This is a genomic window from Pseudofrankia sp. DC12, from assembly GCF_000966285.1.
GTDB lineage: Bacteria > Actinomycetota > Actinomycetes > Frankiales > Frankiaceae > Pseudofrankia.
In genome coordinates, this window is the sequence record NZ_KQ031391.1 from 1,187,587 (window position 1) to 1,204,189 (window position 16,603).

14 protein-coding genes and 2 pseudogenes are annotated in these 16,603 nt (G+C 72.5%); 5 read left to right on the plus strand and 11 right to left on the minus strand.

Annotated elements, in window-relative coordinates; translation table 11 throughout:
• Positions 1-32 precede the first annotated feature (32 nt).
• Both FRADC12_RS04925 and FRADC12_RS04930 read left to right on the plus strand, forming a co-directional pair.
• Positions 33-863 carry an NAD(P)-dependent oxidoreductase gene (locus FRADC12_RS04925; RefSeq protein ID WP_045875744.1) on the plus strand — a complete coding sequence of 277 codons (831 nt, stop codon included), beginning with the start codon at positions 33-35 and terminating at the stop codon, positions 861-863.
• Positions 864-999: 136 nt separating this feature from the next.
• Positions 1,000-1,860, plus strand: coding sequence for an enoyl-CoA hydratase/isomerase family protein (locus FRADC12_RS04930; protein WP_052710686.1), 861 nt, complete (start codon positions 1,000-1,002; stop codon positions 1,858-1,860).
• A 65-nt stretch (positions 1,861-1,925) separates the two neighbouring features.
• Here FRADC12_RS04930 and FRADC12_RS32815 read toward each other — a convergent pair whose 3' ends face one another.
• On the minus strand, positions 1,926-2,039 hold the full coding sequence (locus tag FRADC12_RS32815; RefSeq protein ID WP_232303616.1) for a serine/threonine-protein phosphatase: 114 nt from the start codon (positions 2,037-2,039) through the stop codon (positions 1,926-1,928).
• 475 nt (positions 2,040-2,514) lie between these two features.
• On the opposite strand from FRADC12_RS32815, the gene FRADC12_RS04935 reads away from it, so the two are divergent.
• Entirely contained in the window at positions 2,515-2,940 is a 426-nt protein-coding gene (locus tag FRADC12_RS04935; RefSeq protein ID WP_052710687.1) for an FHA domain-containing protein, read from the plus strand.
• Here FRADC12_RS04935 and FRADC12_RS34785 read toward each other — a convergent pair.
• From FRADC12_RS34785 to purL, 4 genes and pseudogenes are all read right to left on the minus strand, one after another.
• The gene (locus FRADC12_RS34785) at positions 2,930-3,082 is read right to left on the minus strand and encodes a GntT/GntP/DsdX family permease (RefSeq protein WP_232303617.1); all 153 of its coding nucleotides are present in this window, start codon (positions 3,080-3,082) and stop codon (positions 2,930-2,932) included. The two genes, FRADC12_RS04935 and FRADC12_RS34785, sit on opposite strands and share 11 nt — an antisense overlap.
• 10 nt (positions 3,083-3,092) lie before the next feature.
• Positions 3,093-3,254 (minus strand): annotated as a pseudogene (locus tag FRADC12_RS34790) (GntT/GntP/DsdX family permease); the annotation flags it as partial.
• Positions 3,251-3,874, minus strand: coding sequence for a gluconokinase (locus FRADC12_RS04940; protein WP_232303618.1), 624 nt, complete (start codon positions 3,872-3,874; stop codon positions 3,251-3,253). The pseudogene FRADC12_RS34790 and the gene FRADC12_RS04940, both read right to left, overlap by 4 nt.
• Positions 3,875-4,507: 633 nt before the next feature.
• On the minus strand, positions 4,508-8,410 hold the full coding sequence (purL, locus tag FRADC12_RS04945; RefSeq protein ID WP_045875745.1) for a phosphoribosylformylglycinamidine synthase: 3,903 nt from the start codon (positions 8,408-8,410) through the stop codon (positions 4,508-4,510).
• A 418-nt stretch (positions 8,411-8,828) separates the two neighbouring features.
• On the opposite strand from purL, the gene FRADC12_RS04950 reads away from it, so the two are divergent.
• Together FRADC12_RS04950 and FRADC12_RS04955 are read left to right on the plus strand one after the other, a co-directional pair.
• A complete protein-coding gene (locus FRADC12_RS04950; protein ID WP_045875746.1) occupies positions 8,829-9,713 on the plus strand; it encodes an SDR family NAD(P)-dependent oxidoreductase in 885 nt (294 codons plus the stop codon).
• A gap of 80 nt (positions 9,714-9,793) precedes the next feature.
• The gene (locus tag FRADC12_RS04955) at positions 9,794-10,606 is read left to right on the plus strand and encodes a DUF2127 domain-containing protein (RefSeq protein WP_045875747.1); all 813 of its coding nucleotides are present in this window, start codon (positions 9,794-9,796) and stop codon (positions 10,604-10,606) included.
• A gap of 36 nt (positions 10,607-10,642) precedes the next feature.
• Here FRADC12_RS04955 and FRADC12_RS04960 read toward each other — a convergent pair whose 3' ends face one another.
• The 6 genes and pseudogenes from FRADC12_RS04960 to FRADC12_RS04990 form a co-directional block, all read right to left on the minus strand.
• Entirely contained in the window at positions 10,643-10,930 is a 288-nt protein-coding gene (locus FRADC12_RS04960; protein WP_045875748.1) for a hypothetical protein, read from the minus strand.
• A 190-nt stretch (positions 10,931-11,120) separates the two neighbouring features.
• Positions 11,121-12,386 carry an ABC transporter substrate-binding protein gene (locus FRADC12_RS04965; RefSeq protein WP_045875749.1) on the minus strand — a complete coding sequence of 422 codons (1,266 nt, stop codon included), beginning with the start codon at positions 12,384-12,386 and terminating at the stop codon, positions 11,121-11,123.
• Between the two features lie 706 nt (positions 12,387-13,092).
• Positions 13,093-13,332 (minus strand): annotated as a pseudogene (locus FRADC12_RS29175) (SMP-30/gluconolactonase/LRE family protein); the annotation flags it as partial.
• Between the two features lie 44 nt (positions 13,333-13,376).
• Positions 13,377-15,014: an AMP-binding protein gene (locus FRADC12_RS04980; protein WP_045879099.1), complete on the minus strand. Its 1,638-nt coding sequence runs from the start codon at positions 15,012-15,014 to the stop codon at positions 13,377-13,379.
• 307 nt (positions 15,015-15,321) lie between these two features.
• Complete coding sequence (locus tag FRADC12_RS04985; protein ID WP_045875751.1) at positions 15,322-15,999, minus strand: Fic/DOC family protein; 678 nt, start codon at positions 15,997-15,999, stop codon at positions 15,322-15,324.
• A 9-nt stretch (positions 16,000-16,008) separates the two neighbouring features.
• Positions 16,009-16,599, minus strand: a complete 591-nt coding sequence (locus FRADC12_RS04990) for a Panacea domain-containing protein (RefSeq protein WP_045875752.1) — start codon at positions 16,597-16,599, stop codon at positions 16,009-16,011.
• Positions 16,600-16,603: the final 4 nt, after the last annotated feature.

Genomic DNA, 16,603 nt, shown 5'->3' on the forward strand with positions numbered 1-16,603 from the left:
GAAGGGACGTCCGACGTGAGAGGACAGGACCGATGACGAAGGTCGGTTTCATCGGGCTGGGCAGCCAGGGCGAGCCGATGGCACGGCGCATCGTGGACGCCGGCTTCCCGCTGACGGTCTGGGCCAGGCGCCCGGCCGCCGTCGAGCCGTTCGCGGACACTGCGGCCACAACCGCGGCGACGCCGGCCGAGCTCGGCGCCGCCAGCGACATCGTCGGGATCTGCGTCGTGGCCGACGTGGACGTGACCGACGTGGTGCTGCGCCCGGACGGGGTGCTCGCCGGCATGGACGCGGGCGGCCTGCTGATGCTGCACTCGACGATCCACCCGGACACCTGCCGGCTGATCGCCGACGCCGCCGCCGACCGGGGGGTCGCGGTGATCGACGCGCCGGTCAGCGGCGGCCGCCCCGCGGCGGCCGCGGGGCGGATGTCGGTGATGGTCGGAGGAACGGACGAGGACGTCGCCCGCGCCCGCCCGGTGCTGGAGACCTTCGCGGACCCACTGCTGCATCTGGGCCCGCTCGGCAGCGGCCAGGTGGCCAAGCTGCTGAACAACTTCGTGTTCACCGCGCAGGTGGGGCTCGCCCTGGAGACCTTCGCGTTCGCCGACCGGCTCAGCATCGACCGGGCGTTGGCCGCGCAGGTGCTGGCCGGCGGCACCGGCGGCTCGCGGGCCGCCGGCATCCTGGCCGCGGGCAAGTTCGACCTCACCGGGCTGCGCGGCGCCGAGGGCCTGCTGCGCAAGGATGTCCGGATCACGCTGGAGGTCGCGGCCGACGCCGGTGCCGAGGCGCCGCCGATGCTGAGCGCGCTCGCGCAGGGGACGCTGACGACGCTGGCCACCCCGCCGGACGCCGGGTAGCGGACGGCGGGCAGGTCGACCCGACACGAGTGGGGTACGTATAACAAATACTTGATACGACGTACACCACCCGGGACACACCAGGCGGGAACAGCCAGCCGCCTCGGTGCGCCAGCCCGGATCACCAGGGAGAACCGTGAGCGCCCAGGACCGCCAGACCCGAGAGAAGCCCTCGGCAGACGCGGAGGAGCACGCCCGGCTCACCGAGCAGGACGGCATCCTCACGCTGACGATCGACCGGCAGTGCAAGCGCAACGCGATCAGCCCGCAGGTCACCGACCTGCTCTGGCGGGCCGCGACCATGCTCGGCGACCGGGACGACCTGCGCTGCCTGGTGATCACGGGCGTCGGCCCCTACTTCACCGCCGGGGTCGACCTGTCCGCCAGGGTGGGCAACCGGCCGGCGAACCCCGAGACGGAGCATCTGCACCCCGGCTGGAACTTCCGGCGCAACTACCGCAGCCACCACCTGCTCTACGACGAGTTCGAGTCGATCGAGAAGCCGATCATCGTCGCCGCGAACGGGATCTGCCTGGGAGCCGGGGTGGAGATGGCGGTGAGCTGCGACTTCCGGTTCTGCACGCCGGACGCGGAGTTCGGGGTGCCCGAGGTGCACATCGGGATGCTCGCCGGCAGCGGCGGCACCAGCCGCCTGACCAGGCTGATCGGCCCGGCCTGGGGCAAGTGGATGGCGATGGCCGGTCGCCGGGTCGGCGCGGAGCAGGCCAAGCAGATCGGCCTCGTACATGACGTCTTCCCGAGCGAGACGTTCATGGACGAGGTGTATGCGTTCTGCCGGGACCTGACGAACATCCCGCCGGAGGTCCTCGGCATCGCGAAGCTCGCCGTCGACATGTACGCCGACATCTCGGACCGGACGGCCCAGCGGCACATCGACCGGCTTCTGGTCACCGGCCTGATGAGCGGCCCCGAGTTCCTCAAGCGGGCCGGCAAGTTCGGCTACGAGCGCCGGCACGCGATCCAGCCAGAGGCCTGAGCCCGCCGGAGGCCTGGGCCCGGCCGGCGGTTGGGCCCAGGCGAGAATCTGGGCACAGGCGAGGGTCAGGCCATCACGACGGCCAGCAGGCAGAGGTCGTCCTCACGGTCGACCGGCGCGACCGGCGCGACCGCCTGCAGGATGTGGTCACAGAGCGCGTCGGGGTCGTCCCGGTACACCGCCGGCACGGTCAGGGCGGCAGCGGCCAGCGCCGCAAGCTGGGCCGTCAGCGACCAGCCCCGGCGTTCGACCGAACATCCGCCCGCCGGTGACGTCCCAGTCGAAGATCCCGATCCCGAAGCCGGCCAGCACCCGATGCAGATCGTCAACGACCGGCCCGGCACCGTCGGTCTGGCTCCCCCACACCTGCGGCCGCTCGTTCATCACGGTTCGTGTACCCAGCCCACCAGCCCACATGCGACGACCGCCGGACGCGCGGCCGTCGGGCGGCCTGGTCGGCGCCGTAGCCGCGGTCACGGCAACAAAGGCCTGGCCACGGCGATCGCAAGCGGGTTGACTGGTTGCTGGACGGACGAGTCGGGTTGGCGACAGTAAGCGACTTTCTAAGGACTGGTCCGCTAGGGCCGCGAGGGGCGACCCTCGACAGGGACGCCGGGACGCTCGGCGCGGTGGCGAGACGGAGGTCGAGAAGCGATGTCCGAGGAGCTCATGATCTGCCATGGGGCGGAGGTCGCCGCGGTGCCCGTGGACCGGCCGTTCGTCATCGGTCGCGGGCCCGGGGCCGATCTGCGGCTCACCGACGCCCGGGTGTCCCGGCGGCACCTCATGGTCAGGCAGACAGAGCAGGGCTGGTCGGTCCTGGACATCAGCGCCAACGGGACCTGGCTGGACGGCCACCGGGTCCGGCGCGTCGACGTCACCCGTGAGGTCCGGCTCAACCTCGGCGCGGCGAACGGTCCGCGGGTCACGCTGGTCCCGGGCCCACCGCCGTCGTTCCCCGACTACCCACTGCCCGCGGTGCCCGAGGCCCCGACTCTCCCGACCGGGATCACTCGGCCGTCACCGTCGGTCGACCTCGGGCAGACGCGCCTGCTGCACCAGGTCGCCTTCAGTCGATGACCCGGTTGGCGCCGCCGGAGTCGGCGAGCAGCTTCCCGAGCATCGCCCCGAGCGCGATGAGCAGGCCGACCTCCTGCAGGGTGCTTCCGACGCCCGTTTCGAAGTTCTTGATGACGTTGGAGAGCCCCCACCCCGCTGGCAAGACCCACGAAGGCGCTGCCGAGGATCAGCGCGAGGAACGGGTGCAGCTTCGCCCACACGATCAGGCCGACGATCAGGGCGATGCCGAGCACGGCGACGGTGATCAGCCGGGTGTCGTGCCCGGTCCAGGACGAGCGCCCGGCCGCTCCGGCGGCGACGACCGCGGCGTTCATCGGGCCTCCCCCGCCCGTGGTGTGGCGGCGAGGCCGAGCTTGTCGACGATCGTCTGGACGATCTCGGCCGGCTCCGGGCCGATGTCGACGGTCAGCTGGTTCTCGTCCGGCCCCGGCTCCTCAAGCGTGGCGAACTGGGAGTCGAGCAGGGCCGACGGCATGAAGTGCCCGTGGCGGGTGGCGAGCCGCTGGCCGATGACCTCGCGGGAGCCCCGCAGGTAGACGAACAGCTCCGAGCCGCTACCGGCGCCCGCGGCGGCGTCCGCGCCCGCGGGGATCCCAGCGCCGTCGACGGCCTGGCCGCGCAGCACGTCGCGGTAGCCGCGGCGCAGTGCCGAGCAGGTGATCACACCGGGCTCGCCGGCCTCGATCTGGTCGTGAATCCAGCCGCGGACCCGCAGCAGCCAGGGCCAGCGGTCAAGATCGGTCAGGGGGTGGCCGGCGGCCATCTTCTCGACGTTCTCCCGCGGGTGCAGATCGTCCCCCTCGGCGAACGGCCAGCCCAGCCGCCCGGACAGCATCGCGGCGACGGTGGACTTGCCACAGCCGGAGACGCCCATCAGCACCAGGACAGGCGGTCCCGCGTCCTCCCCGGGCCGCCCGGTCGCGTTGTGGCTCACGACGGCTCCGGCCTGGTCGGCCCCATGCGCAGCTGTACCTCCTCAGCCCAACCCCATGACCAGCGAGAACCATCGGTCATGTGCCCCGTCTCGCCGATGTCACACATGCGGGATGAACCGGTCAGCCGGCGGCCGACGCCGCCAGGAGTGCCGCGACACTGCGCGATCACGTCTCCGGACGAGAAAGCCGGGCCGACCATGGCCTGGGCGTCGCTCCGCCTCGGGTCAGCCTGGCGGCGTCGCGTTCAGCCCGGGGCGGCGCTCGATGCGGGGGCGGCGCTGGGGATGCCGAAGCCGCGGCCGACGTAGGGGCGGCGCAGCTTCCAGATGAGGCCACCGTAGAACGGCGTTCCAGACCGCGGCGACGACCGCGAGCAGCGCGAAGCTGACGAGCATCCCGAACGCGACGCAGCCCGGCGAGAACGAACGGGCTCACCATGAACACGGCCCGCCGGGTGGCGAACTGCTGGCGGTCGCCAGAGACGAGCAACAGCGTCACGCCGTCGCCGGCCCGGCCGGCCCGGCCGGCCCGGCCAGCCCAGCCGGCTGGGCAGGTCCGGCAGACCGGCAGTCCTGCCGACCGGTCGATCGGGCCAGTGGCGGCGGCCAGGCCACCGCCAGACCGTGTCGAGGTCAGCCGATCCAGGCGCGGGCGTTCTGGAAGAGGCGCAGCCAGGGGCCGTACCACTCGTCGCCGCCGGCGGGACCGGCGCTGAGCGGCAGCCAGGAGCGCTGCTGAGCCAGGAACGCCCGCTCGGGGTGCGGCATGATCAGCGTGACCCGGCCGTCGTCCGAGGTGACGGCGGCGACGGCGCCGGGGCTGCCGTTCGGGTTCGCCGGATACCCCTGGGTCGGCTTGCCGTGGTTGTCGGCGTAGCGGGCCGACACGGCACCCGGGCCGGGCGGGCCGAACTCCATCCGGCCCTCGCCGTGCGCGACGGGCACCGCCAGCACCGCGCCGGCCATTCCGGCGAACAGCACCGACGGCGAGTCCTCGATGAGCAGGCTGGAGACCCGGGCCTCGAAACGCTCGGAGGTGTTCTCCAGCAGCGTCGGCCAGCCGGTCGCGCCGGGGATGAGCTCGCCGAGGCCGGCGACCATCTGGCAGCCGTTGCAGACACCGAGCGTCAGGGTGTCGGGCCGGTGGAAGTAGGCGCGGAACGCGGCGGCGAGCTCGGGGTGGGCCAGGATCGACTTCGCCCAGCCGAGGCCAGCTCCGAGCACGTCGCCGTAGGAGAAGCCACCGCAGGCCGCGAGCACCTGGAACTCGTCGAGGGTGACCGTGCCGGCCAGCAGGTCGGTCATGTGGACGTCGACGGCGTCGAACCCGGCCGCGTCGAACGCGGCGGCCATCTCGACCTGGCCGTTGACTCCCTCGTCGCGCAGCACGGCGGCCTTCGGCCGGGCCGGGTAGGCACGCCGGTCCAGGGCGAAGGTGACCCGTTCGGTGATGCCCGGGTCGGTGTCGTCGAGGATCGCGTCGAACTCCTGGTCGGCTGTCTCGGGGTTGTCCCGCAGCCGCTGGATGAGATAGCTGGTCGTCGCCCAGGTGCGTTCCAGCTCGGCCCGGCCGCGCTCGTAGACGACCGCGCCGCCGTCGCGCAGGACAACCCGCTGGTGGTAGGTCGGCCGGCCCAGCACGTGCACGTTCCCGGCTCCGACGGCCGCGGCCAGCGTCGCGGCGACCCGCTCGACGCCGGCTCCCGCGACCTGCAGGACCGCGCCGAGCTCCTCGGCGAACAGCCGGCCCACCAGCGTGCCGGGCAGGGCCGCGAGGTCGACGTCCAGGCCGACCCGGCCGGCGAAGGCCATCTCGACCAGCGTCGCGAGCAGGCCGCCGTCGGAGCGGTCGTGGTAGGCGAGCACCTCGCCGTCCGCGACCAGCGCCCGGGTCACCGCGAAGAACGCCTTCAGCGTGGCCGCGTCGGCGTCGGGAACCTCGGCGGCACCGTCGCGGCCGTAGGCCTGGGCGAGTGCCGACCCGCCGAGCCGGGACCGGCCGCCGGACAGGTCGACGAAGACCAACCGGCTCGCCTCGTCCCGGGCGAGCTGCGGGGTGAGCACCCGGGAGACGTCGGCGACGGGCGCGGCCGCGGTGACGATCAGCGACACCGGCGAGGTCACCGCGTGGTCACCGGCGCTGTCGGACCAGACGGTGCGCATGCTCGTCGAGTCCTTGCCGACCGGGATAGGGATGCCCAGCGCCGGGCAGAACTGCTCGCCCAGCGTGTGGACCGCCTCGAACAGCGCCGCCTGCTGCGTGTCGACCTGCACGGCGGCCATCCAGTTGGCCGAAAGCGCGACCCGGGACAGGTCGGCGACCGCGGCACCGGCCAGGTTGGTGATCGCCTCGCCGACGGCCATCCGCGCCGCGGCCGGCGCGCTGACCGTCGCGAGCGGCGTGCGCTCCCCCATCGCGAGCGCCTCGCCGGTGCGGCTGCCATAAGCGGCCGCGGTGACCGCGACGTCCGAGACCGGGACCTGCCACGGGCCGACCAGCTGGTCGCGCACGGTGTGCCCGCCGACGGTCCGGTCGCCGATGGTGATGAGGAACTTCTTGCTGCCGACGGCCGGCACCCGCAGGACCCGCTCGACGGCCTCGATTAGCTCGATGCCCGTCTCGTCGAACGTGCCCACCGTGACGGCGCCCGTCGTCGCCGCGCGGCTCTGCCGGGAGGCGTCGCCGAACAGCAGCGACATGGGGATGTCGACGGGCGACCCGCCGAACAACCGGTCACGCACGACCAGCCGCGGCTCGTCGGTCACCGTGCCGACAACGGCGAACGGGCAACGCTCCCGGGCACACAGCTTCGTGAAGGCCGCGAGGTCGGCGGCGGCGATGCCGAGGACGTAACGCTCCTGCGCCTCGTTGCACCAGATCGCGAGCGGCGACATGGCGGCGTCCGCGTTGGGCAGGTCGCGCAGCTCGAAGACGGCGCCCCGGCCCGCGTCGTGCACCAGCTCGGGCAGCGCGTTCGACCAGCCGCCGGCGCCGACGTCGTGGATGGAGACGATCGGGTTGGCCTCGTCGAGCGCCCAGCAGGCGTTGATGACCTCCTGCGCGCGGCGCTGCATCTCGGCGTTGCCGCGTTGCACGGACGCGAAGTCGAGATCGGCGTCGCCGGCGCCGGTCTGCATGCTGGACGCGGCGCCGCCGCCGAGGCCGATGAGCATCGCCGGTCCGCCGAGCACGATGACGAGGTCATCCGGCTGGAGCCGGTTCTTGTGGACCAGGGCGTCGCGGACGTTGCCCACGCCACCGGCGATCATGATCGGCTTGTGGTAGCCCCAACGGCCGCCCGGGCCGCCGTCGCTCTCGTAGGTCCGGAAGTAGCCGGCGAGGTTCGGCCGGCCGAACTCGTTGTTGTAGCCGGCGGCCCCGAGCGGCGCCTCGACCATGATGTCCAGCGGGGCGGAGATCCGGTCCGGACGGTCCTCAGGGCCTTCCCAGGGTGAGTCGTCACCGGGAATCCGCAGGTGGGACACGGTGTAGCCGGACAGGCCCATCTTCGGGGTGGCGCCACGGCCGGTCGCGCCCTCGTCACGGATCTCGCCGCCGACGCCGGTGGCCGAGCCCGGGCCGGGAGCGATCGCGGTCGGGTGGTTGTGCGTCTCGACCTTGACCAGGACGTGCGCGGGGCCGTCGTGGCGGCCGTAGGCGTGGGTCTCGGGGTCGGCGTAGAACCACGGGGCGTCCGCGCCGCGCAGCACGGCGGAGTTGTCGGAATAGGCCGACAGCACGTGCTCGCCCGACTGCTCGAACGTGTTCCTGATCATGGAGAACAGGCTCTTCGGCCGGGCCTCGCCGTCGATCGACCAGGCCGCGTTGAAGACCTTGTGCCGGCAGTGCTCGCTGTTGACCTGGGCGAACATCATCAGCTCTACGTCGGTCGGGTTGCGGCCCAGGGAGCCGTACTGGTCGACGAGGTAGGCGATGTCGCCCGTGCCGAGCGCGAGCCCCAGCGTCTGGTTGGCCTCCTGCAGGGCGGCCGGGCCCCTGCCGAGCAGGTCGACGTCGAGCTGGGGCCGTGGGCGCTCGGCGGCGAACAGGGCGTCGGCGGCGGCGACCGACGACGCGACGACCTCGGTCATCCGGTCGTGCAGCAACGGCGCGAGCGGGATCGGGTCGACGGAACCGTCGCCGTACAGGTAGTAGACCGTGCCCCGCTCGATCCGGCGGACCGCGGCGAGACCGGCGGACGCGGCGATGTCGGACGCCTTCGACGACCAGGGCGAGGTCGTCCCCAGCCTCGGCAGCACGACCAGCGAGCAGGCGGCCGCGGTCCGGTCACCGTCGAACGGTTCGCCGTAGCTGAGCAGGCCGCGCAGCCGCGCCTCGTCCTGCGGCCCGAGGCTCGCGTCCCCGTCGGGTCCGGCTCCTTCGGCGGCACCGGCACCGGTTCCGTCGACCAGGTCGACGAAGTGGACGTACTCGGCGGCCACGCCCGTCACGGCCGGCTCGACCGCCCGAAGCCGGGCCAGCAACCGCCGGCGAGCCGGGCCGGTCAGCGCGGCGATGTCTCCGTAGGTCTTCATGTCCGCCGTTCGTCATGGCCCGCGACTGGCCTTATGTCATGGGCCCGCGACTGGCCCTACGTCATGACCCGAACCAGGCCTCCGCGAGCTGGCCCGAACCAGGCCCCGCGACCGTTCATGCTATCCGCGCGGCCGGCCCGCACCCAGAACCATGATCGAAAATGCCGACGGGGAGCCACGTACCGAACACGTACGGCGCCCGCGTGGCGGTACAGCCGTCGGTGCACCCGGTCGACCTGCCTCACGAGACCTGGACGCTCGACCACCGTCGGGCGAACCCGTCGCATCGTCGCAGAACTCGGCGCCGCGGGCCGCCGGCCTGCAGGTCGACGCCTGCCCTGATCGCCCGAAATCGCCATACCGGGCCGAAGGATGCTGCACGCCGAGCAGGTCCGCGGGCAACCGAACAAGGAGAACGATGGCGGACACGCCGATTGCCGATCCGACGACACCCGGCCAGCCGCTGGCCGGCAAGACGGTCGTCATCACCGGCGCGAGCGCCGGGATCGGCGCCGCGGCGGCCGGCCAGCTCGCGGCGCTCGGCGCACGGATCATCGCCCTGGGCCGGTCGCCGTCGAAGACCGCGGCGGTGGCGGAGCGGGTCGGCGGGACCGGTGTCGTCGCGGACTTCGCCCGGTTCTCGGAGGTGCGCCGGGCGGCCGCCGAGGTAACGGAGCTCTGCCCACGGATCGACGTGCTGGTCAACAACGCCGGCGGGCTGTTCCCCGGCGCGACCACGACCGACGACGGCCACGGGACGACGGTTCAGGTCAACCATCTGGCGCCGTTTCTGCTGACCGGCCTGCTGATGCCGCGGCTGGTCGCGACCCCGGGCTCACGGGTCGTCATCACGAGCAGCGTCGCCAACATCGCGGGCCGGGTCGACCTGGCCGACCTGAACCGTTACCCCCGGGTCCTCGGCGAGTTCCACGCCTATGCCGACAGCAAGCTGATGAACATCCTGTTCGCCCGGGAGCTCGCCCGCCGTGCGGCATCCACCGGGCCGACCGCCACGGCGGTCCACCCGGGACTGATCAACAGCGAGTTCGGGCGGGACGCCTGGATCGTGCGCAACTGCTACCGCCGGCCGCTCGGCCTGCTCGGCAGGGCGACCACCGTGGACAACGGCGCCGAGCCGCTGGTCGCCGTCGCGACCCGTCCGGACCCGGAATCCGTCAACGGCGCCTACCTCCACCGCTATCGACCACGGGACCGATTCCTTACGCCGGCGCAGGCCCGCGACCCCGACCTGGCCCGCGAGCTCTGGGATCTCTCGGCCAAACTGGTCGATCTCCCCACCTGAAACTCGCGGCAGGACACTGACTCCAAGCCGACAGGCTCGCCGATAGCGCTGGTTCCTGGGGCTCCCTAGCATCGGGAGCCGTGGAATGGAACCTGCGGACCTGCGCGCGCAAGGGCCATGCGACCTACCGGCCCGACGAGCCCGACCTCGCCGCGAGGCTGCGGGCCGAGACCGCGGTCGGCGTCGCCTGGCGCTGCCTGCGCTGCGGTGACTTCACCGTCGGGGAGCCGGCGGGCGCCGGGCCGGCGGACGAGGCGCCGGTGCTGCTGCGCGGCCGGGCCCTGCGGGACGCCATGGTGCTGCGCCTGCTCGCGCTCGAACGGCTGGTCCGCGCGGTGCTGCTGGTCCTGATCGGGTACGCGATCCTGCAGTTCCGCCACTCGCAGGCGCAGGCCGAGGACCTCTTCGACCGGGCCCTGCCGGCCGCGAAACCGCTGGCGAACGTGCTGCACCTCGACCTCGACAGCAGCCCGACCGTGACACACCTGCGCCACCTCGTCTACACGCAGCCGAAGACGCTGCTGCTCGTCGCCGTGCTGATGTTCGGGTACGCCGCGATCCAGGTCGCCGAGGGGGCCGGGCTGTGGCTCCTGAAGCGGTGGGGCGAGTACTTCGCGGTCGTCGCGACCTCGATCTTCCTCCCGCTGGAGGTCTACGAGCTGACCGAGCACGTCACCTGGCTGCGGGTGGCGGCGCTGGCCATCAACATCGCCGCGGTCGTCTACCTGGTGGCATCCAAGCGGCTGTTCGGCGTCCGGGGCGGGCATGCCGCCTTCGAGGCCGAGCGGCACAGCATGTCGCTGCTGGAGGTCGACGCGGCGGCCGAGGTCCCGCCGGCCGTGGACCGCGAGCCCGACCTGGAGCCCGCGGCGAAGTCAGGCCCCGCCTCGTAACGCCAGGCCCGCGCGACCGGCCCGCTGCCGGCAGGCTCAGCGCCGCCGGCCCGCGTAACGGTGGGCCTGCAGGCCGATCGCCGTCGCGATCTGGTGCGGGCTGGTCGGGAGAGCATTCTCGTGTCGAACAGGACGTCGCAGCGGGTGAACGACCTTGACCGCGATGGACCGGCCGGCCGGCGAGCGCGCCAGATACACCCGGCCCATCCCGCCCTCGCCGATCAGCGCCCGCAGGACGTAGGGGCCGACCGTCGCGGGTCCCCCGGGCCGAGGGAACGCAGATGTCCCACGGAAGTCGCCACCGACCACCATTCCGACCAGCACTGGGCAAGCCGCCTGCGAGAGGACGTACCCCTCCGCGTCCGCACGCTACCGCAGCCGGTCGTGGGCCGAACCCGCTGACGCCGATCGGACAGCCCTTGGGGTGTGCCCGGCCCGGCCCGGCAGCGGCCGGTCAGCCGAGGCGGATACCGATGTCCGCGTCGAAGACGCGGACACCGGCCTGGCTACGTGGCTACTGGCTGAGCCGTTGGCCGCACCAGCGGTTGCTGTCGGTCGCGCCGGACTCGCGGCTGGGGACGACGTCGTAGCCGGTGCCGGCGTCGTTCACCCGCATGAACGTGTAGCAGCGCGCGATCTGGCCGAAGTCCTTCGTCATGTCGATTGGTCCCGGGAGCAGGCCTGAGGTGTACGTACTGGCGCGCAGCGCGTCGATGTACCCGGCCCGGGTCGGGCAGGGCCCCGCCTTCTGCAGGCCGTACAGGAAAAGGTCGGTGAGGATGTACGTGACGAAGGCGAGCTCCTGGTCCGGCGGCTGGAGCTCCGGCGCGTAGTCGCTCATCGCCCGCAGGTAGTCCTGGTGAGCCGAACCGCCGATCTGGAACGGGATATACGCGACGGCGGCGGTCAGGCCGCTGAGCGTCTTGCCGTACTTGCGGACCAGCGAGCTGTCGGCGCCGCTCGGCGCGAGGATGACCTTCATCGGCGCGCCGGCGGCTTTGATGCCGCGGACCAGCTCGGCCAGCTGGTCGCCAGCGAAAGCCGCGACCACGACGTCGACGTGGGCGGCCTTCAGCTGCTCGCCCAGCTTCTCCGGGTCGACCGCGTTCGGGCTGTAGACAAAGTGGCCGGGCGCGGTCGGGATGCCCGCCGCCGCCAGGCTGGCGCCGATCTTCGTGCCGATGTCGGACGCGTTCGCGGCGCCGTCGCTTTCAATGATGGCGGCCCGGGTGCCGCCCTGTGCCTTCGCGTAGTCGCCGAAGGTCGTCACCGACGGGCCGGTGGTGAACACGTACGAGAACGTGAACATGTTGCGGTACCTGGGGTCGGCCCAGAGGGCCTCGGCCGCGATCCCCGAGACCGGGATGTTGTTCTGGCGGAGGAACTCGGCGCTGCCGGCGGCGGCCACGGTCGCCTCGACGAGGCCGAAGACGTGCTGCTGGTCGACGAGGTCCTTGGCGGCTTCGAGATTCTGCCCTGGCGTGCCGGCGTCGTCACGCCAGGACGCGACGATCTTGCGCCCATAGATGCCGCCGGCCGCGTTGGCCTCCGCGATCCGCGCGTCGAAGCCGCTCTTGGAAGCGACCAGCGCCGGAGCAACCGCGCCGGTGTTGGGGTAGACGAAGCCCAGCTGGATCTCGTTGGCGCTGTAGCCAGGCGCGTTACACGCCGCCGTCGCGGTGCTGGACCCGCTGCCACCCGCCATCCCGCAGCCCGCCGCGACGAGCGACGTCGCGGCCGTGGCCGCCACCAGCGTCAGGCGTACCCGGCGACGCGACATCCTCGCGCCTAGCCGCCGGGTTGCCCTGCGAGAGCCGTACCCCGAGCCAGACGGAGATGCTTCCGTGCGCTTGGCCCCGAAGGCGTCCGAGAGACGCTTCATCCGGCACCGACCGCCGAGAGCGCCCGAAAGTGCCCGTTGCCACACTGGCGAGCCAAGACAGCTCCTCCTTCGTTTTGCCCCATTGGCCCTTCCCGGGCTCGGTCCTCGCGCATCATCCGAGGTGCGCGGCCGTCCGGCTCGTGCCGACCGGGAAACGAGCCGGGACCGGCCCCCGCGCCCGCCACACGACGACCGTCACCGAAACGGCCGTCAGCACCCGAAGTCTGTGGCCCCGCGCGAGGCCTTGTCGAGGGCGATCGGGCCGAAGTTGCCCGGAATTGTGAGGAAGTTTTCCCGCTCGCGGAGATGACGAGCAGTCACCACGGAGAGAAAGAGGTCAACCATTCCCCGGGGGTCGGCGCCCGTCGCGCGAGAGGAGATCAAACCGTGGGCGACGACTCGCCGAAGCCGGCACAGCCAGTCGTGGAACATCCGTCGACGCGGAGCTGCGATGGCCACCTGGTGTCCGTATGCGGAGGATCTGACACGGTGCGTCGCCACGACCATCCATGTCGGGTCGTCCATTGGCTGGGCGTCGCTCGCGTTGGGCTCCGCTGCCGGCCACCGCGGAGCCTGGCCGGCGACGCGGACCGCTGCTGGCTGGTCAGGCCAGCCCGTCGCCGGGCACCCGGACCTGGACTGTCTCGATGACGGAGGTCCGAGCGCCGCCGAGCGCCACCGAGTTCCAGTCGCGTGCCGAGAGCAGGAAAAGCGTGCGGCCGGCTACGCCTCCCAGCGCGCAGGCGATCGCCATTCGCTCGCCGGTGGGGACCCGGTCGGTCACCTCGCCGCCGGGCAGGATCCGGCGGAACTCGTGGGCAAGCGGGAAGCCGGCCCAGATGCCGCCGTCGGCGTCCGGCCGGGGCGAGCACGGTCACGGCGGCCTCCTCAGCCCAGCAGGGGTTCGAGGCTGGCCCGGTCGGCGCCGTCGAGCGGGCGCAGGCTCTCGCCCTTCGCCGGCCGCCACAGCACCTGACCGGGCCGCCAGGCCTCGCGGCGCAGGCCCCGCTTGTCGATCTTCATGCTGGCCAGCTTCGGCAGCTCGTCGGTGACCCGGACGAAGGCCGGGACCCACTTGGGCCCCAGGTCGGGCTGCTCGGCGAGGAAGGCGTCGAACGCCGCCGCGTCGAAGCCAGCCCCGGAGCGCAGCTCGATCGCCGCCATGACCCGGTCGCCGACCGGGTCGTCCGGGACCGCGTAGACGGCTACCGACCGGACGTCGGGATGGCGGGCGAGGATGGCTTCCACCGGCGCCGCGGCGAAGTTCTCGCCGTCGACCCGCAGCCACTCGTTCGAGCGGCCGGCGAAGTACAGCCAGCCGTCGGCGTCGCGGTAGGCCAGGTCACCGGACCAGTAGGCGCCGGCCCGGAACCGGGCCCTGGTCGCGGTCTCGTTCTTGTAGTAGCCCTCGAAACCCGAGGCCGGAGCCGTCTCGACGATCTCGCCGACGGCCAGGTCGAGGTTGGCCGGCCGGCCGTGCGCGTCGAGCACCACCGGTGGGCACTCCTGTCCCGTCTCCGGGTCGAGCACCTTGACCGTCGCGTCGGCGGTACCGAGCGCGCCCTCCGGCATCGACGGGTCCCGGCGGATGATGATGACGCCCTCGGTCGAGCCGTAGCTGTCCCGCACCGTGCTGCCGTACCGGCGGGCGAACTCGCGGATGTCCCGCGCGGATGCCTCGTTGCCGATGGCGAGGCGCAGCGGGTTGTCGGCGTCGCCGGCCTGCTCGGGAGTGGCGAGGATGTAGTTCAGCACCTTGCCGGTGTAGGTGAGCATGGTCGCGCCGTGGCGGCGCACGTCGGGCAGCGCGCCCCTGGCGGAGAACTTCGGCCGGGTGGCGAGCGGGATGCCGGCGTTCAGGGCCGACGACCAGCCGGTGAACAGCGAGCTGGAGTGGAAGAACGGCAGCGGCGAGTACACGACATCCCCGGCGGTACCGGCGTCGCCGGCGGCGAGGCCGGCGATCCTGGCAACGTGCGCACCGGTCCGGGCGAACCGCCCCTGCGTGCAGCGCACCGCCTTCGGCAGGCCGGTGGAGCCGGAGGTGAAGATCAGCAAGAACAGGTCGTCCGCGGTGACGGGCCGGTCGGGCGCCGCGTCGGGGGCCGCGGCCAGCAGCGCGGCGTAATCGTCGCTGCCGACGACGAGGGTCCGGTCCGCGCTGATCCCGGTGTCCAGGCCGTCGAGCAGCGGTCGGTACTCCGGTGAGGTCACCAGAACCTGGCAGTCGGTGTGGCGGACCAGCTGGGCGAGCGCGTCGCCGCGGTAGGTGGCGTTGATGCCGACGACGACGGAACCCGAGACCGCGGCGGCGGCGAGCCAGAACAGGTAGTCCGGGACGTTGTCGAGCAGGACGCCGACGTGGGGTGGCCGGTCGCGGCCGCGTAACGACTCGAAGACCGCGGCACGGCGCGACGCCTCGGCGGCCAGCTGCCGGTAGGTCCAGCGCTCGTCCCCGACCAGCAGCGCGGCCGCCTCGCTGTCGGACCGGTCGCGCAGCAGGTCAGCCACGGTCGTCGCGCCCACGCCACCCACCCTCGCCTCGATGTCGGGCATCGAGGTCGCGCATCGATGCTCTGCTCAATGTCGACGTCGACCTCGATATCTGATCGGACCATAGCCTCGGTCGAGGAGCATCGCAACCGGCGTCGAACCTGCGCAGCCTCGCGCTGTGGGAAGGGATGGGCCCGCGCCGGATCGGCCAGCCGATCACCCTGCCCGGCGGCGGCGGCCCGTCGCTGTTCCCGATCTGGGGGTGACCCTGACACCTGGTCGCTGTCACCGGCACGGACCTCGCGGGCGGCTCCGCCGGTCTAGCTCGGCGCCGCTCGGGTCAGCGGTGGGTCGCCGATCGCGGGTCCGCGGCCGGCCTCCTGGAACCGGTGCTGGCGTGCGCCTGATCCGCGTCTCGGCGCTGGTCCGGCCAGATCGCCCGGGGCTCCACGATCGGAGCAAGAAGCTCGATCATCGTCGCGGTCCGGCCGGATCTGAGGTACTCGCGGCAGGCACCGTCGTTGGCACTGCGTTCGAGCGACTCCCAGCGGACCGACCAGCCAGCGTGCGCGGCGAGCTGGCGCAGGAACGCGCGCTGGGTGCGCCCGTTGCCCTCCCGGAACGGGTGGATCGAGTTCAGCTCGCCGTAGAGCGAGCCGAACGAGGCGACGAACGGCTCCCGTTCCAGCGAAGCCAGGAACCTGTGGCCGGCCAGCTCGGCGAACAGCTGGTCGAGCCGGGCACCGACCAGGCGCACGTCGCAGAACGGCGCGTTCCCCTTCGAGATGTTGCCGAGGCGGATCTGGCCCGCCCAGTCGTAGACGTCCCGGAACAGCAGGCGGTGGAACCTCAGCAGGTGCGCGGTGTCGTACGCACCGGGCACGACCGAGGTCGTGAGCTCGACGGTGCGAACACCGACGATCTCGTGCTCCGCCTTGTCGAGCTCCTCAAGATCTCGCACGTCGAGCAGGTTGCGCAGGCACCGGGTGCCTGGCCAGCAGTAGGGGTCGTCATCCATGGGCGGCCGTCACGACGCTCGGTACCTCCGCGTCAGCTCGGCGACGATGTCGTCCGCGGGGCGGGTCCCGGCGGCCACCGCACGCAGCAGGTCCACCTCGCGCGGCCCGAACTCGTGGCCCTCCAGGCGTGCGCTGCCGACGGCGACGAGCACCGCTGTATCCGGGGAGGCGCGCAGGCGGTCGTAGTAGGTGGCCATGACGGCCGGGTCGACCGCCTTCGTCGACCGCCTGACGAGACGCCCCTGACGAGCGAGCCGCCACGGCGCCTCGGCGCGGGCGATCCGGGACAGCTCGCCGTCCGGGAACGAGCCGTACGATCTCAGGACCCACTCGATCACGCCGCGCGCCCGGGAGCCGAGCCGGCGCGGGTCGCCCGCGGGCCACGCGTCGACCTCGTCCCGGCCGCGCGTCTGGTCGTACAGCCGGCGGATGACCGGGCCGTCGGGCCTGGCTTCGATCGGATCGTCGAACAGGTGCTCGTGATGGCCGGCGAGGTGCCAGGCCTGCGCGTAGTAGACGAGCAGCTGAAGCCGCGTGGGGCGCATCGCGCCAAGCGTCGCCAGCAGGCAGGCGGCGACGTCGTCGACGTTCTCCGCCATCGTG